We start from the raw sequence: 25,809 nt of genomic DNA on the forward strand, positions 1-25,809 counted from the left end.
CAGACCCGGTTGCTGATTCGTCAGCAACCGCCAAATCCTAGCCAGCGCACTTCCGACGGACAACCTGCAAAACCTGTCGGAAACTTCCCCGTAAACACCGCGATGTAGGAGCTGCCGTAGGCTGCGATCCGTTGATTTTTAAACAGCAAGATCAAAAGATCGCAGCCTCGTTGCACTCGTCAGCTCCTACACGAAGTCAGCGGTGTTTAAAGTCAGGTGGCGACGCGCGCGCCAGCCAGGCTCCCGCTCAACTCATACGCAACCAGTTCCGCCTGATGCGCCGCCAATATCTCCGGCAACGATCCGCGCAAATATTCCACCCACGTCTTGATCTTGGCATCCAGGTACTGCCGCGACGGATAGATCGCGTAGAGGTTGAGTTCCTGCGAGCGGTAGTTGGGCATCACGCGCACCAGAGTGCCGTTGCGCAGGCCTTCGATGGCGGCGTAGACCGGCAGCACGCCGACGCCCATGCCGCTGGTGATGGCGGTTTTCATGGCGTCGGCGGAGTTCACCAGGAATGGTGAGCTGTTGATGGTGACCGTTTCCTGGCCGTCCGGGCCATCGAAGGCCCATTTCTCCAGGGGGATCACCGGGCTGACCAGGCGCAGGCAGGCGTGGTTGAGCAGGTCGCTGGGTTTCTGCGCGGCGCCGTTGGCTTTTACGTACGCCGGCGAGGCGCAGACGATGCTGTAGGTGATGCCCAGGCGTTGCGAAACGAAGCCGGAATCGGGCAGTTCGCTGGCCAGCACGATGGACACGTCGTAGCCCTCGTCGAGCAGGTCCGGCACGCGGTTGGCCAGGGTCAGGTCGAAGGTCACGTCGGGGTGGGTCTTGCGGTAGCGGGCGATGGCGTCGATGACGAAGTGCTGACCGATGCCGGTCATGGTGTGCACTTTCAGCTGGCCGGCCGGGCGTGCGTGGGCGTCGCTGGCTTCCGCTTCGGCTTCTTCGACGTAGGCGAGGATCTGTTCGCAGCGCAGCAGGTAGCGTTTGCCGGCTTCGGTCAGGGCGATGCGCCGGGTTGTGCGATTAAGCAGACGTGTTTGCAGATGGGCTTCGAGGTTGGAGACCGCGCGCGAGACGTTGGCGGTGGTGGTGTCCAGTTGCACGGCGGCGGCGGTGAAGCTGCCCGCTTCGGCAACACAACTGAAGGCGCGCATGTTTTGCAAAGTGTCCATGGGGTGCTCTCAAGGGAGATGGCAAATTGTGACACGAAGTTTCAGGGGCTGAGACCCCCGACCAAGGGATTATCTCGTTAACCGTAACAAAGATTCACAGAAATCCCAGCTTATCGCCGCAGAGGCAGCTCCATAGAATTGCGCCGATCCTGTGCCGGCGCTGCCGAAGGCTGCGGTCTTTTGATTTTGTTTTAAGGGAAGCAAGATCAAAAATCGCAGCCTGCGGCAGCTCCTGCACGGTCCTCGATCTATCCCTCTCTCAGGAATTCGCAGCTGTGCCGCGTCGCATCAACAGAGCGCTTTTGCCGCTCAGTGTTCTGGCTTTAACCCTGGCTCTCGGCGGCTGCATCTCTACCCAAGGCATTGCCCCTCACGGCGAGGCACTCGCGGCCGATTCACTGGCCACCGACGCTGCCATTGCCGAGGCCGCCAAAGACGCCCACTGGCCCAGCGCCCAATGGTGGCAGGCGTTTGGTGACGCGCAACTTGATCGCTGGATCGACCTCGCCGTGCAAGGCAGCCCGAGCATGGCCATGGCCGCTGCGCGGGTGCGTCAGGCCAAGGCCATGGCCGGTGTTGCCGAAGCGGCCGAGGCGTTGCAGATCAATGGCGAGTCGACCCTTAAGCGCCACAACTGGCCGACCGATCAGTTCTACGGCCCCGGCGATCTGGCCAACACCACCACATGGGACAACAACGCCGCGCTCGGCTTCAGTTATGCCCTCGACCTCTGGGGCCGCGAGCGCAATGCCAGTGAACGCGCGGTGGATCTGGCCCATGTGAGCGTGGCCGAGGCGCGCCTGGCGCAGCTGGAATTGCAGAACAACATCGTCCGCGCCTACATCGAGCTGTCGCTGCATTACGCCCAGCGCGACATCGTTGCCGCAATGCTCAAACAGCAACAGCAGATTCTCGATCTGGCGCAGAAGCGTTTGAGCGGTGGCATCGGCACGCATTTCGAAGTCAGTCAGGCCGAAACACCGCTGCCGGAGACTCATCGCCAACTCGATGCGCTGGACGAGGAAATCGCCCTGAGCCGCAACCAGATTGCTGCGCTGGCCGGCAAAGGGCCGGGCGCGGCGGCGCAACTGCAACGGCCGACGCTGTCCCTCGCGGCGCCGTTGAAGTTGCCCTCGGCATTGCCCGCCGAACTGCTCGGCCAGCGTCCGGACGTGGTCGCCAGTCGCTGGCAAGTGGCGGCGCAGGCGCGCGGCATCGATGTCGCCCACGGCGGTTTCTACCCCAACGTCGATCTGGTCGGCAGCCTCGGCTACATGGCCACTGGCGGCGGCGCGCTGGAGTTTCTGACCGGCAAGAAACTCAACTACAACGTCGGCCCGGCGATCTCGTTGCCGATCTTCGACGGCGGTCGACTGCGTGGCGAATTGGGCGAAGCGGCGGCCGGTTATGACATCTCCGTGGCGCACTACAACCAGACCCTGATCAACGCGCTGAAGAACATTTCCGATCAGTTGATCCGTCGCGAATCGATGGACAAGCAGCAGGACTTCGCCGCCGAATCCGTGGCTGCCGCGCAGAAGACTTACGACATCGCGATGATCGCCTATCAACGTGGCCTCACCGATTACCTCAATGTGCTGAATGCGCAGACCTTGCTGTTCAAACAGCAGCAAGTGCAGCAGCAGGTCCAGGCGGCGCGGTTGAGTGCGCATGCCGAGCTGGTGACTGCCTTGGGGGGTGGCCTCGGTGCGGGTGATGACGTACCGACAGCCGAGCAGACCCAAGCCCCGAAAACCCCGGCGCTGCTGCGTTGAACACAGCATCCATTGTGGGAGCGAGCCTGCTCGCGAAGAGGGCGTATCAGTCAATGAACATGTTGCCTGACACGCTGCTTTCGCGAGCAGGCTCGCTCCCACAGGTTTCGAGTCCGCATTGCATGCCTGAGTATTTTCAATGACCTCCTTGCCCGCCCCTCTACGCTGGCTCCACTCCCTGGAATGGCGTCGCGGTTTTTTCGACTGGGCACGCAGCGATGGCGTGACCTGGGTGTATATCTTCAAGGTGTTGCTCGCCGCGTTTCTCACCCTGTGGCTGGCGATGCGGCTGGAACTACCGCAACCGCGTACGGCGATGATCACAGTATTTATCGTCATGCAGCCGCAAAGCGGTCAGGTGTTCGCCAAAAGTTTCTATCGCTTGCTCGGCACGCTGGCCGGGTCGGCGATGATGGTCACGCTGATCGCTTTGTTCGCGCAGAACACGGAGCTGTTTCTCGGCTCGCTGGCGATCTGGGTCGGCATCTGCTCGGCCGGTGCCGCGCGTTGCCGCAATTTTCGCGCCTACGGTTTTGTTCTCGCCGGTTACACCGCAGCGATGGTCGGTCTGCCCGCGCTGGCGCACCCGGACGGCGCCTTTATGGCGGCGGTGTGGCGGGTGCTGGAGATCTCGCTGGGGATTCTCTGTTCGACGCTGATCAGCGCGGCGATTCTGCCGCAGACCGCCAGCGCGGCGATGCGCAATGCCTTGTATCAGCGCTTCGGTGTGTTCGCCTTGTTCGTCACCGATGGCTTGCGCGGGCGCAGCAAAGCCGAGGCGTTCGAAGCCAGCAACGTGCGCTTCATTGCCGAAGCCGTCGGCCTGGAAGGGCTGCGCAGTGTGACCGTGTTCGAAGACCCGCACATGCGCCGGCGCAACGGTCGTCTGAGTCGTTTGAACAGCGAGTTCATGGGCATCACCACGCGCTTCAACGCCTTGCATCAGTTGCTTGAACGCCTGCGCGGCAATGGCGAAGAGCATGTCGTGGCGGCGATCAAACCGGGCTTGCAGGACCTCGCCGAAGTGCTCGACGGCTTCAGCGGTCGCGCCCTGACCAGCCCCGATGCGGCCCGTTTGGCGACCGCGTTGGCCACCTATAAGGAAGGTCTGCCGGCACGTGTCAGAACCCTGCGCGGGATCTTTCAGGACACTGCTCCGAGCGAAGCCGAACAACTGGATTTCCACACCGCCTACGAATTGCTCTACCGCTTCGTCGATGACCTGCACAGCTATGCGCAGACCCATGCGTCCCTGGCCGAGCACCGCCACGAACGCGAGCGCTGGGACGAGCCGTTCACCCCGCAAACCAACTGGTGGGCCGCAGCCGCGTCGGGAATTCGTGCCTCGTTCATCCTGATTGTGTTGGGCAGTTATTGGGTCGCCACCGCGTGGCCGAGCGGGGCGACCATGACCCTGATCGCCGCCGCCACCGTCGGCCTTTCCGCCGCCACACCGAACCCCAAACGCATGGCCTTTCAAATGGCCTGCGGCACGTTTCTCGGCGCACTGATCGGCTTCGTCGAGATGTTTTTCATCTTCCCGCTGATCGACGGTTTCCCCTTGCTCTGTGTGATGCTCGCGCCGGTGATCGTGCTCGGTTCGTTCCTCGCTTCACGACCGCAATACGCCGGTGTCGGCCTCGGGTTGTTGATCTTTTTCAGCACCGGTTCAGTGCCGGACAATCTCACGATTTACAACCCCTACACCTTCATCAACGACTACATCGCCATGGTCATGGGCATGCTCGTGTGTGCGGCTGCGGGGGCGATCATTCTGCCGCCGAACAGTCGCTGGCTGTGGCAGCGCCTGGAGCAGGACTTGCGTGGGCAAGTGGTCTACGCGATCAGCGGCAAACTCAAGGGTCTGGCCTCGCGTTTCGAGAGCCGCACCCGCGATCTGCTGCATCAGGCCTATGGCCTCGCGGCAGGGCAACCGAAAGTGCAAAAAAGCCTGCTGCGCTGGATGTTCGTGGTGCTCGAAGTCGGCCACGCGATCATCGAATTGCGCAAGGAACAGGCGATCCTGCCGGTGCACCCGGCGTATGCCGAATCGCAGCCGTGGCGCCAGGCAATCCGCGTGATGGGGCGCGCGTTGGTGCGCCTGTTTTTGCAGGCGAACGCGAGCAATCTCGAACGCGCACTCGTGGCGGTCGATCACGCGATCAGCCGCGTCGCCGCCACCGACGAGCCGTTCGCGCCGCACTTCGATACCTCGGCGTTGCGCCGGGTGAAAAGCTACCTGCACTTCATCCGCACCTCGCTGCTCGACCCGCAATCACCCCTCGCCGAATTCGCTTCTGCCAGGCCCGAAGGACTTGCCCATGCCTCGTGAAATCGCCTTCCACGGCGTGTACATGCCGACCATGACCCTGATGTTTTTCATCGCTGCGGGACTGGCCTGGGCAGTTGACCGCTTCCTCTCGGGGTTCGACCTGTACCGTTTTTTCTGGCACCCGGCGCTGCTGCGTCTAAGCCTGTTTACCTGTCTGTTCGGCGCCATGGCGCTGACTGTCTACCGTTGAGAACATCTTGATGAAAAAGTTTTTCAGCCTGCTCGCGACCCTGCTGGTGTTGGCCCTGGCGCTGTGGATCGGCCGCACGTTGTGGGAGCACTACATGAACACGCCGTGGACCCGCGATGGTCGCGTGCGTGCCGACATCATCAACGTCGCCGCCGACGTCACCGGCGAAGTGGTCGAAGTGCCGGTGCGTGACAACCAGTTGGTGAAGAAGGGCGATCTGCTGATGCGCATCGACCCCGAGCACTATCGCATCGCGGTCAAGCAGGCGCAGTCGTTGGTCGCCTCGCGCAAGTCGACCTGGGAAATGCGCAAGGTCAACGCCCACCGCCGCGCCGACCTCGACAATCTGGTGATCTCCAAAGAGAACCGCGACGACGCCAGCAACATCGCCGACGCTGCGCTGGCCGATTACCAACACGCCCAGGCGCAACTGGAAGCCGCTGAACTCAATCTCAAACGCACCGAAGTGCGTGCGGCGGTGGACGGCTACGTGACCAACCTCAATGTGCATCGCGGCGACTACGCGCGCATCGGCGAGGCGAAAATGGCCGTGGTCGACATGAACTCGTTCTGGGTTTACGGATTTTTCGAAGAGACCAAACTGCCGCACGTCAAAGTGGGTGACAAAGCCGATATGCAGTTGATGAGCGGCGAGGTGCTCAAGGGCCATGTCGAAAGCATTTCCCGCGGCATCTACGACCGCGACAACCCGGAAAGCCGCGAGCTGATCGCCGATGTGAACCCGACGTTCAACTGGGTGCGCCTGGCGCAGCGGGTGCCGGTAAGGATTCACATTGATGAGGTGCCGGCGGGGGTGTTGCTGGCGGCGGGGATTACTTGCACGGTGGTGGTGAAGCAGGACATGGCAGGCAATTGATCGACCGAGTCGCCCCTGGACCGGGCGACGCGGTTATGCTTCCAGCTACTGGGAAATGTTGTAGCGATACAGACAACCCAGAGGATTTTCTGGGTTGATGTTGAGGGCAACAATCAATTTTCCAGGGTCCTGCTGATAATGAAGCCTGGAGAGAGAGTCGGTGGTCTCCTCGCGAGGGATGACGCCACCCGCGTCTGAAAAATCGGAGTTGTAGCCACCGCTGCGTGCTTTAACACAGGCAATATAATTGCCCTTCTCGTCTCCACCAGAAACTACGATGTTATCAGCGAAAGGAACATGGTCCGCCCAGTTGACTCGCCTGTCGCTGCCGAGATCTGCTGGAAGCGGCATGATATTCGGACTGCCGAAAACGTCGAAATCGGGCTTACCTTCTTCATCGAAGGCGATCAACATGCCGTATCGGTCACTCAAGGCGTTGCCCATGTTGGTGTAGCCGGATGCCGTGAACCTATTGGGGGCTCGCTGTCTCACAGTATTGAGTTCGGCACCCCTGGAGTTGTACCGGACTACCAGAATCCCGGGTCTTTCCGGGTGACCGAAATTCTCATGGGGCGCGCCACTGTCTGAATTCAACATCACGACGAGACCGTCCGTGTTCACGTCGGGCTCGTATTTTTCGTAGCCTGCAAATAACAACAGTCCATTGTCGAGCACGCAACCGTCGCTGAGTGACGTCGATGCATGCCGCAGCCTGTGCTTTATTTCAACTCGGCCATCTGTGCCGAATGCCTTTACGGGTGCTCCCTGCGCATCGAATTTGTACAGGTGCGCCCTGAGCACGTCAGGCGTGTGGTAATCAACGCCGACAATAATGCTGCCATCGGGTAACGCGAACACGAATGCCGGGCCTTTTTTCGTAAGCCGTTGTGTGTTTGGGGGATCGATGATGACTTGGCCATTGTCGCCAAAGCTGCTCACTCGATTGCCTTTGCTGTCGAGGCAGAGAATCGCGGGGCTAACCTCGCTCGACTTCCCATTGGTTGTGCTGCCCGCCATGAACAGCCGCCCATCGGCACCTTCTGCAATAGGCCCGCCAGAGGCCTGCTCATTGGCCAGGAACGAACCCATGACACGCCCTTCGACACCGAACGCCAGGTCTACGGCACCCAAGTGGTTCAGCTTGGAAATGAAGAAGGAGCTATTGTCGAAGGTACTGGTAACCAGCAACGATTTATCGCGCAGCAGCGTCGATCCGGTGAGGGGCCGGGACTTCGCCGGGTCGTCCTGAAATATATCGTCAAGTTGAAGTTTGCCTTCACCGCTTCCCCATGTAGCGTCGATTGTGGCCCTGATGTTCGTGGCCTTCTTAGCGGTTGTCATATACGTCCCTGCGCGGTTGTCGTGAGGTCGGATTACTCGCCGGGCTTTAACACAGCCTCAACACCGTTCACCTGGCTTGAACTCACGATAGGCCTTCCTTTAGAGGGCGCCTACTGTCAACTCTGACAGGTCGGGATACCGCTCGTCGCAACAACTGGGTATCAGAGCTTTGCGCGCAATCCGAAGCGCTTCATCAACGTCGATTCCAACAACCCTTTCGGCAACAACGCCGCCAGCAACGGCAACGCCCGGCTGCCGTTGCCGATGCGAACCAGCCGTGGCGGCTTGCTCTGCCGCACCGCTTTCAACAGCTCGGCAGCAAACTCACTGGCCGGGGTGGGTTTGTCCTGCGATGCCTTGGCCCGTGCCCGAATGCCTTCACGCAATGGAAACCACGGCGATTGCTCGTTGATCAATTGCTCGGCTTCATGTCCGGCATTCTTCGCAAAGCTCGATTCGATGGCGCCGGGCTGGACTTCAATCACACGAATGCCAAACGGTGCCAGTTCCATTCGCAAGGCATCGCTCAACGCGTGTACCGCCGCTTTGGACGCGCAGTAGGCGCCGGCAAATGGCGTGACCAGTACACCTGACACGCTGCCGATATTCACCACCAGCCCCTTGGCCCGACGCAGCAGCGGAAACAACGCGCGGGTGACGCCGACAATCGAAAACACGTTGGTCTCGAACTGGCGCTGCATCGCCTGCACGCCGCCATCGAGCAGCGGCCCCATCGCGCCGTAACCGGCGTTGTTGATCAGTACATCGAGGCCGCCGTGTTCCTGGTTCAGACGCTCGGCGAGTTGCTCAAGCGCGGCGCCATCATTGACGTCCAACTGAATCGCGGTGAAACCGGCGGCGCTGAGCGCAGCGACGTCTTCAGTCTTGCGCGCACTGGCCCAGACTTCGTAGCCGGTGGCTTTGAACGCGTCGGCGAGGGCGCGGCCGATGCCGCTGGAACAACCGGTAATCAACGCAACGGGCATGGCGCATTCCTTGTGCAAAAAAGTCGGGGGAGGGGATCAGTCGGCAAAACTACCCTGCAAATGCTCGGCGCGAAACTCCAGGGTTTGCGGGCGATAGCCGGGGCGCAGCGGCGGCAGTGGCAAGCAATCTTCCCAGGTGGCGCCGGCCTGCAGTTCGCCGGGGCCGCGATAGCGCGGGGCGGTGTATTGATTGTCGGCCAGATTGACCGTATCGCCCGGCGCGTACGCGGCGATGCGCCAACGCAGTTCGGTCAGCGGCACATCGTTACCGTTGTTCATTTTCAATTGCAGTGGACGGTCGGACGGACATTGTTCGGGAGCATAGGCAATGCGCAGTTCCAGGCGCGCCAGTTGTTTGATCTCGCGGTTGTCCAGCCACACCACCCACATGGCTACGAAGCCGAGGCCGATGGCAGCGGCCACCGACACCGGCAAGGCCTTGGCCGGATAGCGCAGCAGCAGGATCAGCCAGGTGATGACCAGCAGGATGCCGATGAACATGCGGGAACGCTCCGTGAGTGAGTGAGCTTCATCCTACCGAAGGCGTCGCACAATGGATATTCGGAGCGGCAACAAGCCTGCCGTTGGTCGGGACTGTAATTTCTGACAGTAGGCATCCACGTCCGGGCTTGCTCTCATGCGCGAAGGGCACACTGGGACGTTGACGCACTATGGGCATCCACCGCAATACGCCAACGCTTGCCGTGAACGATCCGCGTGGTTTGGCGATCCTCAACGTCAACTACTGGCGCGCCGATGCGGCGCTGGCAAGTGAGCCCCGAATCGAGCGGACGTTGCGGGACGTTGCCGGGCGTGTAGTCAAACAATGGGATGCGCGATTGTGGGCGTTGCAGGTGATCGATCCGCAAGCGCCCGCCAGCCTCACCACCACCCATGCCTTGAACGATATCGCGCTGCGCTCGGACAGTAGCGATGCGGGAGTCCAGGTCCGGTTGCCGGGTTTGGCCGGCCAGACGCTGTTCAACTGGGACAGTCGTGGCACATGCCGCGAGATTGCATACGATGACTTGCTGCGCCCTGTCGCGGTGTTCGAAGAAGGCACAGGCGTACCTCGCCGCTGCGCCGAGCGTTTTGCCTATGGCCGGCCCGGCTTTGGCGAGGCGCTGCGCAATCAGCTCGGTCAGTTGATCCGGCATGACGATCCGGCCGGCAGTGTCCTGTTCGAGCAATTCGCAATCACCGGCCAGTGTTGTGAAAACACCCGACACTTCGTGCTCGAGTCGGTTGTGCCGGATTGGCCAGATGCTGACGTTGAGCGCAAGGTACCGCTGGAGTCCGAAGGGGCAACCACGCAATGGCGCTTTTCACCGCAGGGCTCCGTGCTGGAACAGGTGGATGCCGCTGGTCATCGGCAGGTATTCGCGCTGACTCACGACGGACGATTACGCGGGGTTGATCTACGGCTCAGGTATCAGACTTCAGACCATCCTGTGGTCAGTGATATTCGGTACAACGCCGAAGGTCAGGTCACCCAGGAGCTGGCAGGTAACGGCGTTCTGACCACGCTGAGCTACCGCCGTGAAGACGGCCGTCTGCTCATGCGTCATGCTCAGGATCAAGAGGGCAACGTTTGGCAGGACCTGTTGTATGCCTATGACCCGATGGGCAATGTGCTGAGCATCGAAGACCAGGCATTGCCGGTACGCTGGTTCGCCAACCAGCGCATCGAGCCGGTCAGTCGCTACCGCTATGACAGCCTTTGCCAGTTGACTCACGCCACTGGCTGGGAGGCCGGCGCTGCCGGTGGTGGGCCGACCGCTGTCGCCAACTACAGCCAGAGTTATCGTTATGACGCCGCCGGCAATTTGCTCGAGCTGAGTCACGTTGGCCCACAGAGTCCAGGTCATCAATTGCAGGCCGCGCGCTACAGCAATCGTTGCTTGCCGTGGCATGACGGTAAGCCGCCATCTGAGTCCCAGATCGCTGAGGCGTTCGATGCGCGAGGCAATTTGCTGTTGCTGGATCAAGGACGCCGGTTGCAGTGGAATCTGCGGAACCAGCTGAACTCGGTGGTGCTCGTGCTGCGCGTATCAGGCGCCGATGATTGTGAAAACTATCTCTACGACGGCGCCGGTCAGCGGGTATTGAAAACGCGTTCGTCACGCACGGCTGCGCGTAGTCTTCTTGCACGGGTGCGGTATCTGCCAGCGCTGGAGTTACGCACCGACACTGGCACCGGAGAAAGCCTGCAAGTGCTCACCGTGCAGACCGGACTCAACACCGTACGCGTCCTGCACTGGCAAAGCCCACCGCCGACCGGCCTGAATAATCTCTACCGATACAATTTCAAAGATCACCTGGGTTCGATCAGTGTTGAGCTGGACGCCGATGCGCGGCTGATCAGCCGCGAGCATTTTTATCCATTTGGAGCGACGGCGTGGGCCAAGGAGCCCGACGTCAGCTACAAGACCGCGCGCTATTCGGGAAAGGAACGTGATGCCACGGGGCTTTATTACTTTGGGTTTCGCTATTACGTGCCGTGGCTGCAACGCTGGTTGAATACCGATCCTGGCGGGGCGATCGACGGTCATAATCGCTATCGCGCGATGCGCAATAACCCAGTCACTTACAGAGACAGCGACGGGCGCAAGCCCGACAAGCATGCTCCCGATCGGGTGTACCACGATCTTGCCGACCAGAAACTGGTCAATCCCGTGCAAGCCGCCGGCATGCAGCCAGTGCGCCGTTACTTCGAGAATGACCCCAATCCCGATGTCCAGGCCTATCGCCGCGAAATACCGGTAGCGCTGGCAGAGCTGGGAGCCCGGGACAACTCCGTGCTCAACACACATCAGGCACATGTCATTGCCGCCGCGCGGACGCACACCGCGCCACCTTCGGGGGCCGTGCTGTACCACTCCGGTGAATTCGTTTCTTCGACAATGAATCGGGTGTTGGGGGAGGAGACCACCAGCCGGATCATGGGACCCATGTCCGTTGCGTTCAACAGCCCTGTCGAAGAACCGCAAGTGCTTGCAGCCAGGCGCGGTGCCGTGGCCAAAGGCTTCCAGATCGGCGGAAATCTGCTGATGCACGCCGCTAACCCCGCAGTTCAGTTGGTGGGCTCACTGAGTGTGGCAATGGGCAATGCCATGCAGGTTTCCGAGGCTCAGACGCGGATCCAGTACAAACTGCTCAGCACACCCGTTGCCGTGCCTCTTGCCATCTCCTCGAACAGTCCGGCGGTCGACTTGCAGTCCTTCAATCGATCGACCCGGCGGCAGCCGTTGTTTGCAGAACCGGAATCAACACCGACACCGTTGGCGCAGCAACTGTTTGCAGCCGCGTTTACACAGGGTCCCGCGGGGCTGGCGCAGGGGACGGAAGGCGAGTCGGTCGATGAGGATTCACCGCTGGCGAGACGCCGCAATTCAGTCTTCGGCTAGACAAAAAAAGCCCCCGCCCAGCCCGCTGCGGATAGGGAACGCAACGGGCTGGACGAGGGCTTCTCGTTTTAGTGATCGATTACTGCGCGATGGTCTTCACCGACACGCCGCGTTCGATCGGGGTGGAGCGGCCGTAGATATCTTCGAAACGTTCGATATCGTCTTCACCCAAGTACGAACCCGACTGCACTTCGATGATTTCCAGCGGGATCTTGCCCGGGTTGCGCAGGCGATGCACCGAGGCGATCGGGATGTAGGTCGACTGGTTTTCGGTGAGCAGGAACACGTTCTCGTCGCAGGTCACTTCGGCGGTGCCGCTGACCACGATCCAGTGTTCGGCGCGGTGGTGGTGCATCTGCAGCGACAGGCACGCGCCCGGCTTGACCGAGATGTGCTTGACCTGGAAACGCCCGCCCATGTCCACCGAGTCGTACGAGCCCCACGGACGATAGACTTCGCAGTGGTTCTGGGTTTCGCTGCGGCCCTGGGCATTGAGGGTGTTGACCATCTGCTTGACGCCCTGGACCTTGTCCTTGTGGGCAATCATCATCGCGTCCTTGGTTTCGACCACGACGATGTTTTCCAGACCGATCACCGAGACCAGTTTGCCGTTGCCGTGGATCATGCAGTTCTTGCTGTCCTGGATGACCACGTCGCCTTTGCTGACGTTGCCGTTGGCGTCTTTCTCGTTGACTTCCCACAGCGACGACCAGCAGCCGACATCGCTCCAGCCGGCGGTCAGCGGCACCACGCAGGCGCGCTGGGTTTTTTCCATCACCGAATAGTCGATGGAGTTGTCCGGGCAGCAGGCGAAGGTGGCTTCGTCGAAGGTGATGGTGTCGGCGTCCTGCTGGCTGCGCTCAAGGGTCAGCAGGCAGGTGTCGTAGATGTCTGGATCGTGCTTTTTCAGTTCTTCGAGGAAGCGGCTGGCGCGGAACAGGAACATGCCGCTGTTCCAGTAGTAACCGCCGGATTCGACGTACTCGGTGGCGCGCTTGACGTCCGGTTTTTCGACGAAGTGCGAGACGCGGCTGACGCCTTCAGGCAGCAGCGAATCAGCAGTGGATTTGATGTAGCCGTAGCCGGTTTCCGGTTTGGTTGCCGGTACGCCGAACAGGACCATCTCGCCGTTCTCGGCTGCGACAGTCGCCAGGGCCAGCGCACGTTGCAGGGCTTTCTGGTCTTCCAGCACGTGGTCGGCCGGCAGCACCAGCATCAGTTCGTCACGGCCTTCATTGACCAGCATCATCGCGGTCAGGGCCACGGCCGGCGACGTGTTGCGGCCGAACGGTTCCATCAGGATGCGCTGGCATTCCAGATTGCGTGCGGCCAGTTGCTCGTTGACGATGAAACGGTGTTCCTTGTTGCAGACCACGATCGGGGTGTCCATGCCTTCGAACACCAGGCGCTCGAGGGTTTGTTGGAACAACGTGTGTTCGCCGGTCAGAGCGAGGAATTGTTTAGGGAACTGCTTACGCGAAAGAGGCCACAGACGCGAACCGCTACCACCTGACAAGATCACCGGAATCATAATGTTTACTCCATAAAATCAATTTGGTTAGAGCCCTGTGGGAGCGAGCCTGCTCGCGATGGCGATGGCTCAGTCGACATTGATGTTGCATGTCAGACCGTATTCGCGAGCAGGCTCGCTCCCACAAGGGGTACTGCGTCAGTTCACAAAAGGATTAGCGAGTCGACACCGGGCGTTTCACCCAGACTGGCGACAGGTTGCTGCCGTTGCCGGTGACGTACAGTACGGCTGCCTCACCACGCTCCAGAGCGACCGGTTTCACGTCGCCGACTTTCTTGTCGCCTTCGTACAGCGCCAGGCTGACTTTCACCGGGTTGATTTCACGTTCGCCACGACCCTTGGCTGCCACGTTCGGCACCACTTCGGTCTTGCCGTCGGCGGTCTTCAGGGTCAGCGGTTTGTCGCTGAGGTTCTGCACACGAACCAGGGATTTCTGCTTGTTCTTGAACGGCGGCTCTTCGATCAGTTGTGGCGCGCCGGAAGCGTTGTTGACCAGGGTGTAGTAGTGGTCACCGGCAAGCTTGACCGGCAGGGTCTGGCTGCCGACCTTGGCGCTGTAGTCGCCGCCCGGCATGAAGCTGAAATCGCTGCTGGCCAATGGCGCGATGTCGCTCAGGTTGGTGCTGCCGACAGTCGCGCTGACTTCAGCGTTGCTGGCGTTGTAGACACGCACGAAGGTCGAGCCTTTCGGAGCGGTCGGGCCGTACAGCGCGGCGTCGCCACCGGCGAAGGCTGGGACGGAAAGTACGCTGAGGCCAGCAACCAGTGCGAAGCTTTTAGCGAGACGACGAGGAGTAGTAGTGAAAGTCATGGTGTACCTCTCTTTCAGTTTTGCGCCCGATCGGGCGTCTCGGATTTAGTGTTGATGGCTACGTTTTGTTGGCGGGCGCCGGCTTGTTTGAGCTCTGCGACCCACTGCGGGTCGGCGTCGCCGATTTCGTTGTTCACAGGCAGATATCGTTCAGGAAACTCCCAGATCAGCACTTGTGGCGGGCTGTTCTTGAAGTCATCGCTTTTCAGGTAGCTGAGCATCGGCAGAATCGGGCCATGGCCGTCTTCGGCGTAGTTGACGACGTCGCTGTGCAGCGCTTGTTTGAGCGCACCGACGAAGTTCCAGTTGGGGTTGGCGCTGTAGCTGGTGCCGATCAGCGCGACCGGTACTTCGCTGTTGGCGAACAGGGCGTCGTCACCGGCAGGCTGCTCGGCGGCAACGGTGTTGCGTTTGAGCAGTGGCTCAGGCGCCGGCATCATGTTTTCGAACAGCGGATCGAGCGGCAGGAACAGACGCAGATCGCCCTTGTGCGTGACCTTCTCTGCTGGCGTGGTGACAAAGCGCTGTGGCTCGCCGCTCAGCGGGAATTTCTCGGCAATGGTTTTCGCCAGCGTGTTGGCGGCGATCTCGGCGCCTTCCGGCGTCCAGTGGGTGTCGGTGCGCAGGAACACTTGCTGACCGTTCTGCTTGGCCTGTTGCAGCGGGCCGAGCAGGTCAGGGGCGAGGATCTTGTCGGCCGCGACACGGGCGTGGAAATCCTGATACAGGTTCTGGTGAATGCTCGAAGGCTTCACTTCATCCAGATGCTCCGGATACAGACGCACCTTGGCCGGTACGATCGCCATCACCAGTTTCACGCCTTTCTCTTTCAGGGTCTGGCGCACGCCTTCGACCAGCGCGTAGTTGCCTTGCAGGTTCTGCTGTTCGTTGACGATCGGGTTGAATTCCTCATCGCTGTACAACCACTGGTCGCGGCCGAGCACGACGCCCGGACGACCTTCGTTGAACAGTTTGAAATCCAGCGCGGCCCAGAGGTTGGTGCCCAGACGCTTGATCGGGAATTCATCGTCGTAGTGGGTTTCCACCGCCTTGGTCCAGCGGCCATTGAGCACCGTCGCGTCGGCGTTGGTGCTGAAGCCGAAGAAGCTGCGAATCGACCACAGACCGAGGACCAACAGCGTCACCAGGAACAGGGCGATGTAGAAGATGCGTAATGAGCGGGTCATGTCAGATCCCTCAGAACTGGAAGTAAAGGAACGGCGAGAAGCTTTGCGCCGAGAGTTTGAGAATCGAGGCGATGAACAGCAGCAGGATCAGCCCGCGCATCACGTAGCGCGACCAGTCAGCGGTCCAGTAAGCCGGTTGCACCTGGGCTTCGACGCCGACGGTGTAGCCAGGTTCGTGGATGCTCGCCGGATTTTCCCCAGGCGCTGCCTTGATCATTCCCGGCGTCGCCGTGGCAGGGCCATCGGCCTCGACGTTGACTTCCGGTTTGGTCTTGGCTGGCGGCTGATTGGTGTACAGATCACGCAGGCCGAAGAAGGCCAGGGTCACGTAAGCCACCACCAGGGTTGCCACTTGCAGACCGGTGAGGCTGGCCTGATTGAGTTCCGACAGCGACCAGTCGCCGAAGCTGAACATTGCACCGTACATGCGCCCGGCAACGTGCAGGTTTTCGGCACGGAAGATCACCCAGCCCATGACTACCAGCAGGAAAGTCAGTGCCCAGCGGATCGGGTTGAGGCTGCGCGGCGAAGTGTTCAGGCCGAGCATTTTTTCGATCGCCAGCCACATGCCGTGCCAGGCGCCCCAGATGATGTAAGTGATGTTCGCGCCGTGCCACAGACCACCGAGCAGCATGGTCAGGAACAGGTTGCGATAGGTCATCAGCGTGCCTTTACGGTTACCGCCGAGGGTGATGTACAGGTAGTCACGCAGCCAGGTGGACAGGCTGATGTGCCAGCGGCGCCAGAACTCGGTGATCGACTGGCTGATGTACGGCTGTTTGAAGTTTTCCATGAAGCGGAAACCCATCATCAAGCCCAGACCGATGGCCATGTCGCTGTAACCGGAGAAGTCGAAATACAGCTGCGCGGTGTACGCCAGCGCACCGAGCCAGGCATCACCCGTGGTCGGGTTCTGCAGGGCGAAGCAATGGTCGGCGACCACGGCGAGGGTGTCGGCGATGAAGACCTTCTTGATGAATCCCTGCATGAACCGCGTGCAGCCCTCGGAGAACTTGTCGAGGGTGTGCGTGCGGTTGTTGAACTGATCGGCGAGGTCGCGAAAACGCAGGACCGGGCCGGCAATCAGGTGCGGGAAGATCGCCACGAATGCTGCGAAGTCGATCAGGTTACGCGTGGCCGGAGTGTCGCCACGGTACACGTCGATGATGTAGCTGATCGATTCGAAGATGTAGAACGAAATACCGATCGGCAGCAGCACGTGGGTGAGGATGAACGGCTCGAGACCGAACGAAGTCATGATCTCGTTGATGCTGTCGACACCGAAGTTGGCGTACTTGAAGTAACCGAGGATGCACAGGTCGACGGCCACGCCGAGCAGCAGCCAGCGCTGCGCCGGTTTGGTTCGCACGCCGGCAGCACCGACCTTGAGGCCGATCCAGTAGTTCCACAGCGTGACCGCTGCGAACAGCGCGAGGAAGTCCACCCGCCACCAAGCGTAGAACACGTAGCTGGCGATCAGCAGCAGCAGGTTGCGATAGCGTTGCCCGCTCAGGTAGTACAAGCCGAGAAAGATCGGCAAGAACAGAAACAGGAACACGTTGGATGAAAATACCATCCCGATCTCTCCATGTTTGAACCAACAGTCAAGGGCCAAAGCCCCCCCAAACCCCCCGTGGTAGTGGAGGGGTGAAACAGTCCTGCGATCGTTCCCACGCTCTGCGTGGGAATGCCTCAATGGACGCTCTGCGTCCGCTTCGGCATGGGACGCGGAGCGTCCCGGGCTGCATTCCCACGCGGAGCGTGGGAACGATCAGCCATCAGTGTTTTCAGGAACCCTTGTTGCCCTTTTCATGCGACGGGTCGTAGACCTTGGTCAGGTCGCCGCCAAGACGGAAGGTCTTGAACGGTTGCATGTCGCGCTTCTTCTCGATCACATCCGGCGCACAGGTGTAGAGCGTGCAGAACGGTTCGAGCCAGGCGAATTTCATGTCCTCTTTCAGGTCGGTCATGTCCTGCTTTTTGCCGTTCTTTTCTTCGAACTCGTCAGGGTCCTTGACGCCGGCCAACACCCGATCACCCAGACGCTTCAGTGCGCCATTGTTTTCCTGACGCAGATCGACACCGTTGACCTGAGCGAAACTGGCGATCATTGCCAGCGGCGGCAGGGCGTAGTTGTGATAGGCGAGGGCGCGTTGCTGGCGCTTGAGTTCGTTGGGCAGGAAGCCATCGGCATCGACTTGATTGACGCCGACCTTGTATTCCTTGACGGCCCAGTCGAACAGGTCGCGGCGGTTGGTGGCGACGGCGGTGGCCATCACCGACCAGGCGGCCCAGTACGAGTGGTTGTTGGTTTTTTCCAGCGGCAGGTTGTCCCAGTCGCTGACCACCTGATCAGCCATTTTGCTGAACCAGGCTTCGATCAACTGCGCTTCCTGCTGATGCTGGGCCAGCGGATGCGAGTCGGAAAACTTCAGGCGAATGTACGACGAGGCCATGCTGCCCAGCGCCCATTTGCGCATCGACTTGCCGGTGTGGTTGAAGTCTTTGGACATCAACGCGTCAGCCTTGGCCCACGCGGTCAGCCAGTTGAGCGTGCATTCGAGCTGCTCCGGGCGACCGTCGCGCATGAACTGCATGACCCGCTTGGCGGTGCCGCGCTCCAGCGTAGTGATGTCTTTGGTGGTGTCGCGAAAGGCTTTTTCCGACTGCACGTTCAGCGTCGCGCGGGCCTTGTCCGAACCTTCGTATTTGCTGCGAAATTGCAGCGGACCGGTGTATGGCGCCGGCATCGCGTCGCAGCCATCGCTGTTGTCGCCCGTCTTGAATTTATCCACCGGGGCGAAGTAGCCCTGCGGTGGACGCAATGGCGCGGCAGCCTGAGTTGCCCCGGCGAACATCGCCAGGCTCAGGAGTGTCGGTGCCAACAGGTTTTTCAGTTTCGGATTTCGCATAGCAGACCTCATTGCCCGAGCTGCGCGGTCTGTTGACCAGCGCCCGGGAATACGTTGCGTTTGCAGATTTTCGCTTCGACTTTTTGTGGCGCGGCGTCAGGTCCGGCTTCAGGACCCTGGACTTCGACCGCCAGCAGGTTTTGCGAGGCCCAGTCTTCGTCCGTGCGCAGCTCAAAGGCGAAACGACCGTCGGTGTCGGAGGTTTCCGGTTTCTCGATCTTGATGTCCTCGTGGCGACCGTTCATGTACCAGAGGGTGGCTTGCAGGGTTTTCACCGAGGTGTCGGCGAAGCGGATGTCGACCTGATGGTTGGCGTTCTGCAGGTTCAGGTTCTTGCTGTTGACCAGCAGTTCTTGCTTGCTGCCCGGCTTCAGCGTGGCACTGGCGGACATCTGCGCGTCCTTGCCTTCGCAACCGTTATCGAGCAGCGCCATCATCTGGCGATAGATGGTTTCCTGGTCGAGGCGATACAGCGGCGAGAATTCCCAGATGAGAATCTTCGGCGGGGTCTTCTGGAATTCCTCGCTGCCCAGGTACTGCAGCATCGAACCTTCGAAACCACCGCCGGGGAAGGCCACGTTGAGAATGTCAGCGCCGATGGCTTCTTCAAGGAAACCGGCGAAGTTGTAGTTCTTGCCGCTGTGCGATGTACCGACCAGGGTGATCTGCGGATTGCCGGAATCGCCGAACAGATCGCCGTCACCAGCCTCGCCTTTCGGCTCGGTGGTGAACTGGTCCATGTACTGGATCGCGTAGCTGGTGCCGCACAGTTGCCCGGCCATGTTGTGCAGGGTGCCGGTCTTGCCCATGCGTCCGGAGCGCTTGGTCTCGAATTCACGCTTGGGAATGTCGGCGAAGGCCGGGATCTGCTTGACCTTTTCGGCGACGATTTTTGCCGTGCGCTGGGCACCGTAAGGTGTCCAGTGTTGGTCGCCACGGAAGTAGAAATCGTGGGCGGGCAGGGTGTCCGGCAGCGATTCGTTGGTCAGTGGCGATAGGTCAGGCACCACGTAGCCCATCTTGGCGAAACGGCCAAGCATGGTCTTGTAGTTGCCCAGCGCTTTCTCGTAATCGAACGCGGCTTTTTCCTGCGGGTTGAGCTTGTTGCGGTTCACCAGGCCACGGGTCGGCTGGTAGACGATCACCAACTCGACGCCTTTGCTCTTGAACGCATCGTGCAACTGTTGCAGGCGCTTGTAGCCGGCCGGCGTGGTGTTGAACTCGGTACGCAGGTCTTCCTGGGTACGGAACAGCCAGTCGCCCTGAGCCTGTACCAGGGTGGTGAAATTCTGCTGATAACGCGTGGTGTAGTTCTTCGCGTCATGGGCCGCCGGGCACAGGTTGCAGCACGGCTCGGCGGTGAACTTCGGTGGCGTGACGCTTGCGCCTTCAGCGTCGGCGCGGGCGTTGCCGGCAGCGAGAATGCCGAGGGTCAGGGCCGAGAGGCTGAGCAGTTTGATCATGTGTGGGTGCATAAAAATTATCCTCAGTCCTGCAATTCGGTCTGGCGTTCGACAGGGTCGATCAGCACGGCTTTCTGCTGGCGCACCAACAGATCGAGAATCTCATCCTGGCGCTCGCCGAGGATGCCGTTGAAGCTGATCCCGCTGGACTTGGTCGGCGCCAGCATCGACACGCGATACAGCTCGACACTCAGCGGCGAGTCGATCGACAGCGGGCCGCTGCCATTGGCCGCCAGCTCGCCGCCGACCACGATCAGCGAGACCTGCGCATCGAACGGGTCGAGCTTGATGTCACGGTCGGTGTCGGTCAGGTCCTTGATGTGGCCGTAGATACCGGTCAGGCCGTTGGTCATGGCAACGTTTTCGTAGAGGCGGATGTTCACGCTGTTACGGATACGAATGCCGTGACGGGTATTGCTGATGACCTTGTTGCCCCACAGCAGGTTGTCGGCGGACTCGTAGAGCGTGATGCCGTCGGTGTGGTTCTTGTAGATCTCGTTGTAGGCAATGATGTTGTTGACGCTGTTACGGTCGATCACCAGGCCCGACAACTTGTTGTCGAAACTCTTGTTGTTGAAGATGAAGCTGTCGTTGACCTCACGGGAAATAATGATCCCGTGCTTCTTCTTCGTGCCGTGAACGGTGTTCTCGGCAATGATCAGACGGTGCGAGCGGTCATGCGGGTCGATGCCGTAGACGATGTTGTCTTTGTAGGTGTTGCCCTTGACCACAAAGTCGCTGGTTTCGTAGCAGTAGAAGCCGTACCACATGTCCGAGAACTCGGAGCCGACGATCCAGCCGGTCGGTTCCGGGCGCTTGAGGACCTTGGCCATGTTCGGCGTGTACTGGGAAATACTCACCCCGTACGACTTACTGTTGGCGTAACCGAAACTGGCCATCTTGCTGTTGACGATGTAGGTCTCGGTGCCGCCCCAGGAGAGCAGGAACGGACGGAATTCCTTCGGCGAACGGAAGGTCGCCGGGCCGTTTTCCTTTTCGCGCCAGCCGGTGACTTTGGTGTCACGCACGAACAGCTTGCCGTCGTTGACCAGGAACGAACCGGCTTCCTGGGACAGGCGCAGTTCCTGGGTCTGGCCATCGATTTCGAGGATGCCTTTCTCGCCGACCACGATCGGCAATTTGGCCAGGTACACGCCCGGAGCGGTCTCGCTGAAATACTGCTTGGGCAGTTTTTTCGCCAGATCCTTGAGGTTCATGTAGCCGTCGTCGATGAAGATCGCCTGCGGGATGCCGTGCTGACGCACGACCCATTCGGCCATCTTGTTATCGCCGCCGATGAAGTCCTTCAGGGCGTTTTCCTGCATCATCCGGCGCACGCTGATCTTGCCCGGCTTGCTGCGCACGATCTTCGCCGCAGCGGCTTCGGCGGTGAAGCCGGAGAGGTCGGGCAGTGTCGGCTTGGCCAGTTTCAGTGCGTCGGTCGGCGCGCTGCTGACGGTGTAGGTCTTGGCCTGTTGCAGTTCTTTGGCCACGGTCGCAGGTTTCGCCGGTTCAACATTGGCGAAGGCGCCGGCGCTGGCCAGCAGCATCGCGCCGGCCAGCAGGCTGAGTGAGCCTGTTCTGGTGCTGATCATGTCGGGCACTCCCTTGGCGGTTTGCATCAGAAGCGCCAGATCACGTCAATGAATGCGCGGTGCATGTAGGAATCAACCTGGCTGCCGTAGGCATCGCCCGGTTTGAACACACCGCCACGGAAACGCACCAGTGCCGAAGGCTCGTCGATCGACTGGCTCAACGCCGCCGGCAACAGGCCTTGCTTGAAGTACTTGGTGACGACCAGGTCCATTTCCTGACCCAGGTCCTTGTTGCCATCTTCAAGCGGCAAGGATGTGCTGGAGAGGATTGCGCCGGTGACGTCGTCGGTGTTGTTTTCCACCGCATTGATGCCGTTGCTGCCGACCGGCTTGTTGCCGTCGACACGCCAGAACTTGTGGTAGATCAGGCTGGCGTCGTACTCGTCGTTGACCATCCACGAACCGAACAGGGTGGCGGTCTGCATGTTGTTCATTTCGCCACGGAACGCTTCGCCGAAACGGTGCACGCGCGAGCGGGTACCGGTGTAATTGGAGCGGTTGCTCTCCAGACCGTTCTGTTCGTAATCGGCACTGGCGCGGGCGTATGCACCGCCGACTTGCCACTGCGGATCGAGGCGCAGACGCACGCCGACATCGGCTGCCCAGCCGCTGATGTCATCGCTGCGCTTGGCTTGTGTCGGGCGCGTGCCGTCGGCGTTCAGCGCATTGACCGTGTCGCGGTCGCCGCTCATGCCGGTGATGCTGCCCCAGTAGTTGACGGTGTTGGTGTTGCGCCAGTTGTAGGCGTCGCTGTCGGCAGTCAGGCCGATCCAGCTGATGTCGCCGTTCTCGGTCTTGTCCAGCGAATCGCGCGGGACGCCCGGCTCGGCGTAATCGAGTTTGCCGTCATCGTGAGTGTGGTGGCCGCGAATGCCGACCCACTGCCCTGGCGTCCACTGGTAAGCGGCGTCGGCGTAGGCGTGCAGGCGATCCTTGTCTTTCGGTGCCAGCTCTTTCAAGTCGGTGCGGTATTCGCTGAAACGCTCGGCAACACCGGCGTTGGCCCGCAGCAGGGTGGTATCGAAGGTCCAGTTCAGCGCTTCGATGTTGGTGTCGCGCCATTGGCCGTCGTCATTGCGCAGACGCTGACGACCGAACTTGAGGATCTCGCCAGGGTAGGGCGTGAAGCCGCTGTAGCCGACCCAGAACTCGCGCATCGCCAGGTAGTTTTTCTTGGTTTCGCGATCGCCGCTGTCGGTGGTCTGTTCGCCGTCCGATTGTTGCAGGGTGTCGGTCTCGATGATGTCGGTCGAGGTCACCGCCTGCCCCATCGCATAGGCGCTCCACGCGCCGCTTTCGCCGTAGATCCATGGACGCAGGTCGAGGCCCACGCCGTTGACATCGCCGCCGCCGGCAGTGCCGAGGTCACGGTCGTCTTCGGACTGGCCGGTGAGTTTCACTTCCAGACCGAAGTTCTTGCTTTCAGTCATCGCAGCCAGTGTCGGGCAAGACCAGAGCAGCGCGAAGGTGAGGCCAATACCGGCCTTCACGAATGGGTTCAGCTTCATAGTTTTTCCTCGCCGTCTTCTTCTTGCAGGGCGTGCAGTTGCAGCGTGTTCGAGTTCAGGGCGCCACGGCTGGCCTGTTCCTGTTGCAACAGGCGGCGGGCTTCGGGCAGGCGCTCGGGCGGCAATTGCGCCTCGAGGGTCGCTGCCAGTTCATCGGCTTGCGGGGTGTTCTGCGCCTTGGCCAGTTGGCTGAACACGTAGGCGTTCAGCGGGTCGGGCTTGGTGCCCTTGCCTTGCGAGAACAGCTGGGCGATGGCGAAGTCGGCACTGTTCTGGCCGTTGCGCGCAGCGGTCAGCAGGTGGTCCAGAGCCTTCTGCGGGTAGACCTTGCCCAGGTAGCCACGACGGTAGATCTGGCCGAGGTAGTAATCGGCAGCGACTTCGCGGCCGACGGCTTTCTGGAAATGTTCCTCGGCGACTTTCGCGTCAGCCGGGACCATTTTGCCTTCGTAGTAGACCTTGCCCAGCAGCAGTTCGGCGCGCGGCTGGTCGGCGGCGCGGCCGTTGTCCAGGTACTTCATCATCTGGTCGACGTCGCCCAGTTCGGGGAAGTCGTAAAGCAATTGCGCGAGGGTGACCCACGACGCCGGGTAGCCCGGAGCGATCGGCTCGAGCAGCGCCTGCGCGGTTTTTTCGTCGGTCTTGCCCAGGGTCGAATCAGCCAGCACGCGGGCCACGGAATCGACACGCTGCGCGGTGACGGTGCCACGGCTGTAACCGGCCTGCATCTGCTTGATCAGCTCGGCCTGTTGCTCCGGCTGGCCACGTTTCTGGTAAACGGTGGCCAGTTCGACGTAGCAGATGTCGGTGGTGTTGAGCGCGGCCTTGCAGATTTTTTCCACGTCATCCAGATGCTGGTCGTAAGTGCCCTGGGTGCGATACAGCAGCACTTGCGCCAGACCCGCTTCCGGGTAACCGGATTTGCGCCACTGATCGATCTGCTGCTGAGCGTTGATGTTGGGGAAGCTGTGCGGGTATTGCAGATACAGCATCGCCAGCGGGATCAACGTGTTGCCTTCGCCATTGGCGGCGGCTTTTTTCAGCAGCGTTTCGGCTTCGTGGTGCTCGGCTTCGGTGGAGCCCGGCTTGGCCACCAGCAGACGACCCAGACGTGCCTGGGCACGCGGCGACACGCTGGCCGCTGCGCGGTAAGTCGCTTCGGCCTGTTTCATCTGCGCCGGGTCGCGGCTGTCGACCTGGATATCAGCCAGGCCTACTTGCGCCTCGCTGTAACCCAGATCGGCCAGTTGCTGGTAATTCTGCGCAGCGGTGGCGGTGTCGCCACGCTTGAGCGCTTCGTTGGCCAGACGCTGATCGGGCAGCCCGGCGCAACCGGCCATAGAAACTGCTAGTGCCAGCGAGCACACCATCAATCCCATGTGGGAGCGACGGTGCGGCGATCCGACCTGCTCGCGAAGCAGTCGACTCGGTACTTCAGACAAACCGCGCTGGCCCTTTCGCGAGCAGGCTCGCTCCCACAGGGTCGGCGGTGTGTTCAAGTTATGCGTAGTCACAGGCATGTCCTCGACTTAAAGACCGGCAGCCATGGCTTTGTCGATCAGCCAGTTCAGGTTCGGGCCACGGTCGCTGTTCACTTCCACCGGGCGGCCGGCCAGGCTGCTGTCGAGCGGCTCGTCAGGCTGGATCTGTACGCGAATGTCGGAGGACAGGTCGGCGCTCTTCAGGCTGGTGCTGCTGACGATCTTGCCGGTGCGGGTCTTGTCTTCGCCGGCGATCTGGAAGCTCACCGGGGTGCCTGGACGCACGTCGCCGAACTGGCGATAGGAGAAGCGTGCTTCAACGTTGGCCTGGGTGTTGCGCGGCACCAATTGGAAGATCACGTCGCCCTTGCTCGCGTACTGACCGTCAGCCACCAGTTGCTGGGCCACGGTGCAATCGCACGGCGAGGTCAGGGTGCCGGTCATTTGCTTGCCGAACAGTTCTTCAACTTTGGCCGGGGCCAGTTGGTCTTCGGCCAGATGGCCCTTGAGTACGTCGAGCATGCTGGTGCTGAAGGTCGCCAGCGGTGCGCCTTTGGCGGCAACGCCGTCGGACTTGACCAGGCTTTGTACGGTGCCGTCGCGCGGCATGGTGATGTTCATCCCCGGCACGCTGACCAGACCGGCCTGGGCGTGGCTGACGAAGTACATGCCGTACACCGACTTGAAGATGAAACCGGCAGCGACCAGGCCAACGGCGAAAATACCGGCGCTGAAGGTCACGGCTTTCAGGCGGCCGAACGGGGTCATGCCGGTGTCGTTGGTCTTGTTCTTGCGCGCCTTGGTGAAGTTGTCGCGCTGCAGCGTCGCCAGCACTTCGCCGATGCTGACGATGTCGCCGGCCAGGTGCGAAGTGATCAGGTGGCGCAGGGTGGAAATGTCCTGCGGCTCGAGGTTCTGGAACTGGCAGCCGGCGCGGCCGGTGGCACGATCGAAGGAACGCACCTGCAGTTCAACGTCCATGGCCAGGCCGAGGTTGTCGATGACAAATTGCAGACGCGCCTTGTACACCTCGCCGATGGTCAGCGGCATCTGCCCGGCGTTGAACGCCAGACCGCCAGCCGACAGATCGAGGACCCGCGCTTCGAGCGGCGTCCGGTCAGGGCCGAAGAAACGCAGCTTGGCCGGGATTTTCACGCGAGCGTGCTGGCGCTGGGCTTCGGATTCATGCACTACGTTGACGTTGACGGCGGTATTCATAGGGGCGATTTCCT

At 60.9% G+C, this 25,809-nt stretch carries 19 protein-coding genes; 5 read left to right on the forward strand and 14 right to left on the reverse strand.

The window, feature by feature from the left end:
• Window positions 1–212: 212 nt before the first annotated feature.
• Complete coding sequence (locus tag OK411_RS05610) at window positions 213–1,181, reverse strand: LysR family transcriptional regulator (RefSeq protein WP_024011667.1); 969 nt, start codon at window positions 1,179–1,181, stop codon at window positions 213–215.
• Window positions 1,182–1,456: 275 nt separating this feature from the next.
• On the opposite strand from OK411_RS05610, the gene OK411_RS05615 reads away from it, so the two are divergent.
• The 4 genes from OK411_RS05615 (at window position 1,457) to OK411_RS05630 (ending at window position 6,355) form a co-directional block, all read left to right on the forward strand.
• Entirely contained in the window at window positions 1,457–2,956 is a 1,500-nt protein-coding gene (locus tag OK411_RS05615; protein ID WP_264364555.1) for an efflux transporter outer membrane subunit, read from the forward strand.
• Window positions 2,957–3,095: 139 nt separating this feature from the next.
• Entirely contained in the window at window positions 3,096–5,288 is a 2,193-nt protein-coding gene (locus OK411_RS05620) for an FUSC family protein (protein ID WP_217879356.1), read from the forward strand.
• Window positions 5,278–5,478, forward strand: coding sequence for a DUF1656 domain-containing protein (locus OK411_RS05625; RefSeq protein WP_016771611.1), 201 nt, complete (start codon window positions 5,278–5,280; stop codon window positions 5,476–5,478). Before OK411_RS05620 ends, OK411_RS05625 begins: the two co-directional genes overlap by 11 nt.
• A gap of 10 nt (window positions 5,479–5,488) precedes the next feature.
• Window positions 5,489–6,355 carry an HlyD family secretion protein gene (locus OK411_RS05630; protein WP_125927504.1) on the forward strand — a complete coding sequence of 289 codons (867 nt, stop codon included), beginning with the start codon at window positions 5,489–5,491 and terminating at the stop codon, window positions 6,353–6,355.
• 45 nt (window positions 6,356–6,400) lie between these two features.
• Here the strand turns inward: OK411_RS05630 and OK411_RS05635 are convergent, their stop codons facing one another.
• The 3 genes from OK411_RS05635 to OK411_RS05645 form a co-directional block, all read right to left on the reverse strand.
• Window positions 6,401–7,696: a hypothetical protein gene (locus OK411_RS05635; protein WP_217879357.1), complete on the reverse strand. Its 1,296-nt coding sequence runs from the start codon at window positions 7,694–7,696 to the stop codon at window positions 6,401–6,403.
• A 161-nt stretch (window positions 7,697–7,857) separates the two neighbouring features.
• Window positions 7,858–8,682 (reverse strand): SDR family oxidoreductase, encoded by an 825-nt coding sequence (locus OK411_RS05640; protein ID WP_264364556.1) that lies wholly within the window; start codon window positions 8,680–8,682, stop codon window positions 7,858–7,860.
• 36 nt (window positions 8,683–8,718) lie between these two features.
• Window positions 8,719–9,183 carry a multidrug transporter gene (locus OK411_RS05645; RefSeq protein WP_130926965.1) on the reverse strand — a complete coding sequence of 155 codons (465 nt, stop codon included), beginning with the start codon at window positions 9,181–9,183 and terminating at the stop codon, window positions 8,719–8,721.
• A 170-nt stretch (window positions 9,184–9,353) separates the two neighbouring features.
• On the opposite strand from OK411_RS05645, the gene OK411_RS05650 reads away from it, so the two are divergent.
• Window positions 9,354–12,089 (forward strand): RHS repeat domain-containing protein, encoded by a 2,736-nt coding sequence (locus OK411_RS05650; RefSeq protein WP_264364557.1) that lies wholly within the window; start codon window positions 9,354–9,356, stop codon window positions 12,087–12,089.
• Window positions 12,090–12,168: 79 nt separating this feature from the next.
• On the opposite strand, the gene OK411_RS05655 is transcribed toward OK411_RS05650, so the two are convergent.
• The 10 genes from OK411_RS05655 to OK411_RS05700 form a co-directional block, all read right to left on the reverse strand.
• The gene (locus tag OK411_RS05655) at window positions 12,169–13,620 is read right to left on the reverse strand and encodes a mannose-1-phosphate guanylyltransferase/mannose-6-phosphate isomerase (protein WP_024011673.1); all 1,452 of its coding nucleotides are present in this window, start codon (window positions 13,618–13,620) and stop codon (window positions 12,169–12,171) included.
• A 154-nt stretch (window positions 13,621–13,774) separates the two neighbouring features.
• On the reverse strand, window positions 13,775–14,431 hold the full coding sequence (locus OK411_RS05660; protein ID WP_016771605.1) for an alginate O-acetyltransferase AlgF: 657 nt from the start codon (window positions 14,429–14,431) through the stop codon (window positions 13,775–13,777).
• Between the two features lie 14 nt (window positions 14,432–14,445).
• Complete coding sequence (locus OK411_RS05665) at window positions 14,446–15,618, reverse strand: alginate O-acetyltransferase (protein WP_016771604.1); 1,173 nt, start codon at window positions 15,616–15,618, stop codon at window positions 14,446–14,448.
• Between the two features lie 10 nt (window positions 15,619–15,628).
• Window positions 15,629–17,194 (reverse strand): MBOAT family O-acyltransferase, encoded by a 1,566-nt coding sequence (locus OK411_RS05670; protein ID WP_024011674.1) that lies wholly within the window; start codon window positions 17,192–17,194, stop codon window positions 15,629–15,631.
• Window positions 17,195–17,405: 211 nt separating this feature from the next.
• Window positions 17,406–18,530: a mannuronate-specific alginate lyase gene (locus OK411_RS05675; protein WP_123418168.1), complete on the reverse strand. Its 1,125-nt coding sequence runs from the start codon at window positions 18,528–18,530 to the stop codon at window positions 17,406–17,408.
• An 8-nt stretch (window positions 18,531–18,538) separates the two neighbouring features.
• Entirely contained in the window at window positions 18,539–20,005 is a 1,467-nt protein-coding gene (locus OK411_RS05680) for an alginate O-acetyltransferase (RefSeq protein ID WP_024011676.1), read from the reverse strand.
• A gap of 11 nt (window positions 20,006–20,016) precedes the next feature.
• Window positions 20,017–21,588 (reverse strand): mannuronan 5-epimerase AlgG, encoded by a 1,572-nt coding sequence (gene algG, locus OK411_RS05685; protein ID WP_130926962.1) that lies wholly within the window; start codon window positions 21,586–21,588, stop codon window positions 20,017–20,019.
• Window positions 21,589–21,614: 26 nt separating this feature from the next.
• Complete coding sequence (locus tag OK411_RS05690; RefSeq protein ID WP_016771599.1) at window positions 21,615–23,096, reverse strand: alginate export family protein; 1,482 nt, start codon at window positions 23,094–23,096, stop codon at window positions 21,615–21,617.
• Complete coding sequence (algK, locus tag OK411_RS05695; RefSeq protein ID WP_413694505.1) at window positions 23,093–24,610, reverse strand: alginate biosynthesis TPR repeat lipoprotein AlgK; 1,518 nt, start codon at window positions 24,608–24,610, stop codon at window positions 23,093–23,095. The genes OK411_RS05690 and algK overlap by 4 nt, the downstream gene beginning before the upstream one ends.
• Before the next feature lie 15 nt (window positions 24,611–24,625).
• Window positions 24,626–25,795: an alginate biosynthesis protein Alg44 gene (locus OK411_RS05700; protein WP_024011680.1), complete on the reverse strand. Its 1,170-nt coding sequence runs from the start codon at window positions 25,793–25,795 to the stop codon at window positions 24,626–24,628.
• Window positions 25,796–25,809 lie beyond the last annotated feature (14 nt).

This window comes from Pseudomonas sp. RG1 (assembly GCF_025910115.1).
In the GTDB taxonomy this organism is placed as follows: Bacteria; Pseudomonadota; Gammaproteobacteria; order Pseudomonadales; family Pseudomonadaceae; genus Aquipseudomonas; species Aquipseudomonas atacamensis.

Excerpts from the sequence above, each read along its gene's own strand:
- OK411_RS05610 (WP_024011667.1), bottom strand. The coding sequence starts at position 1,181 with ATGGACACTTTGCAAAACATGCGCGCCTTCAGTTGTGTTGCCGAAGCG.
- OK411_RS05620 (WP_217879356.1), top strand. The coding sequence starts at position 3,096 with ATGACCTCCTTGCCCGCCCCTCTACGCTGGCTCCACTCCCTGGAATGG.
- OK411_RS05625 (WP_016771611.1), top strand. The coding sequence starts at position 5,278 with ATGCCTCGTGAAATCGCCTTCCACGGCGTGTACATGCCGACCATGACC.
- OK411_RS05630 (WP_125927504.1), top strand. The coding sequence starts at position 5,489 with ATGAAAAAGTTTTTCAGCCTGCTCGCGACCCTGCTGGTGTTGGCCCTG.
- OK411_RS05635 (WP_217879357.1), bottom strand. The coding sequence starts at position 7,696 with ATGACAACCGCTAAGAAGGCCACGAACATCAGGGCCACAATCGACGCT.
- OK411_RS05640 (WP_264364556.1), bottom strand. The coding sequence starts at position 8,682 with ATGCCCGTTGCGTTGATTACCGGTTGTTCCAGCGGCATCGGCCGCGCC.
- OK411_RS05645 (WP_130926965.1), bottom strand. The coding sequence starts at position 9,183 with ATGTTCATCGGCATCCTGCTGGTCATCACCTGGCTGATCCTGCTGCTG.
- OK411_RS05650 (WP_264364557.1), top strand. The coding sequence starts at position 9,354 with ATGGGCATCCACCGCAATACGCCAACGCTTGCCGTGAACGATCCGCGT.
- OK411_RS05655 (WP_024011673.1), bottom strand. The coding sequence starts at position 13,620 with ATGATTCCGGTGATCTTGTCAGGTGGTAGCGGTTCGCGTCTGTGGCCT.
- OK411_RS05660 (WP_016771605.1), bottom strand. The coding sequence starts at position 14,431 with ATGACTTTCACTACTACTCCTCGTCGTCTCGCTAAAAGCTTCGCACTG.
- OK411_RS05665 (WP_016771604.1), bottom strand. The coding sequence starts at position 15,618 with ATGACCCGCTCATTACGCATCTTCTACATCGCCCTGTTCCTGGTGACG.
- OK411_RS05670 (WP_024011674.1), bottom strand. The coding sequence starts at position 17,194 with ATGGTATTTTCATCCAACGTGTTCCTGTTTCTGTTCTTGCCGATCTTT.
- OK411_RS05675 (WP_123418168.1), bottom strand. The coding sequence starts at position 18,530 with ATGCGAAATCCGAAACTGAAAAACCTGTTGGCACCGACACTCCTGAGC.
- OK411_RS05680 (WP_024011676.1), bottom strand. The coding sequence starts at position 20,005 with ATGCACCCACACATGATCAAACTGCTCAGCCTCTCGGCCCTGACCCTC.
- algG (WP_130926962.1), bottom strand. The coding sequence starts at position 21,588 with ATGATCAGCACCAGAACAGGCTCACTCAGCCTGCTGGCCGGCGCGATG.
- OK411_RS05690 (WP_016771599.1), bottom strand. The coding sequence starts at position 23,096 with ATGAAGCTGAACCCATTCGTGAAGGCCGGTATTGGCCTCACCTTCGCG.
- OK411_RS05700 (WP_024011680.1), bottom strand. The coding sequence starts at position 25,795 with ATGAATACCGCCGTCAACGTCAACGTAGTGCATGAATCCGAAGCCCAG.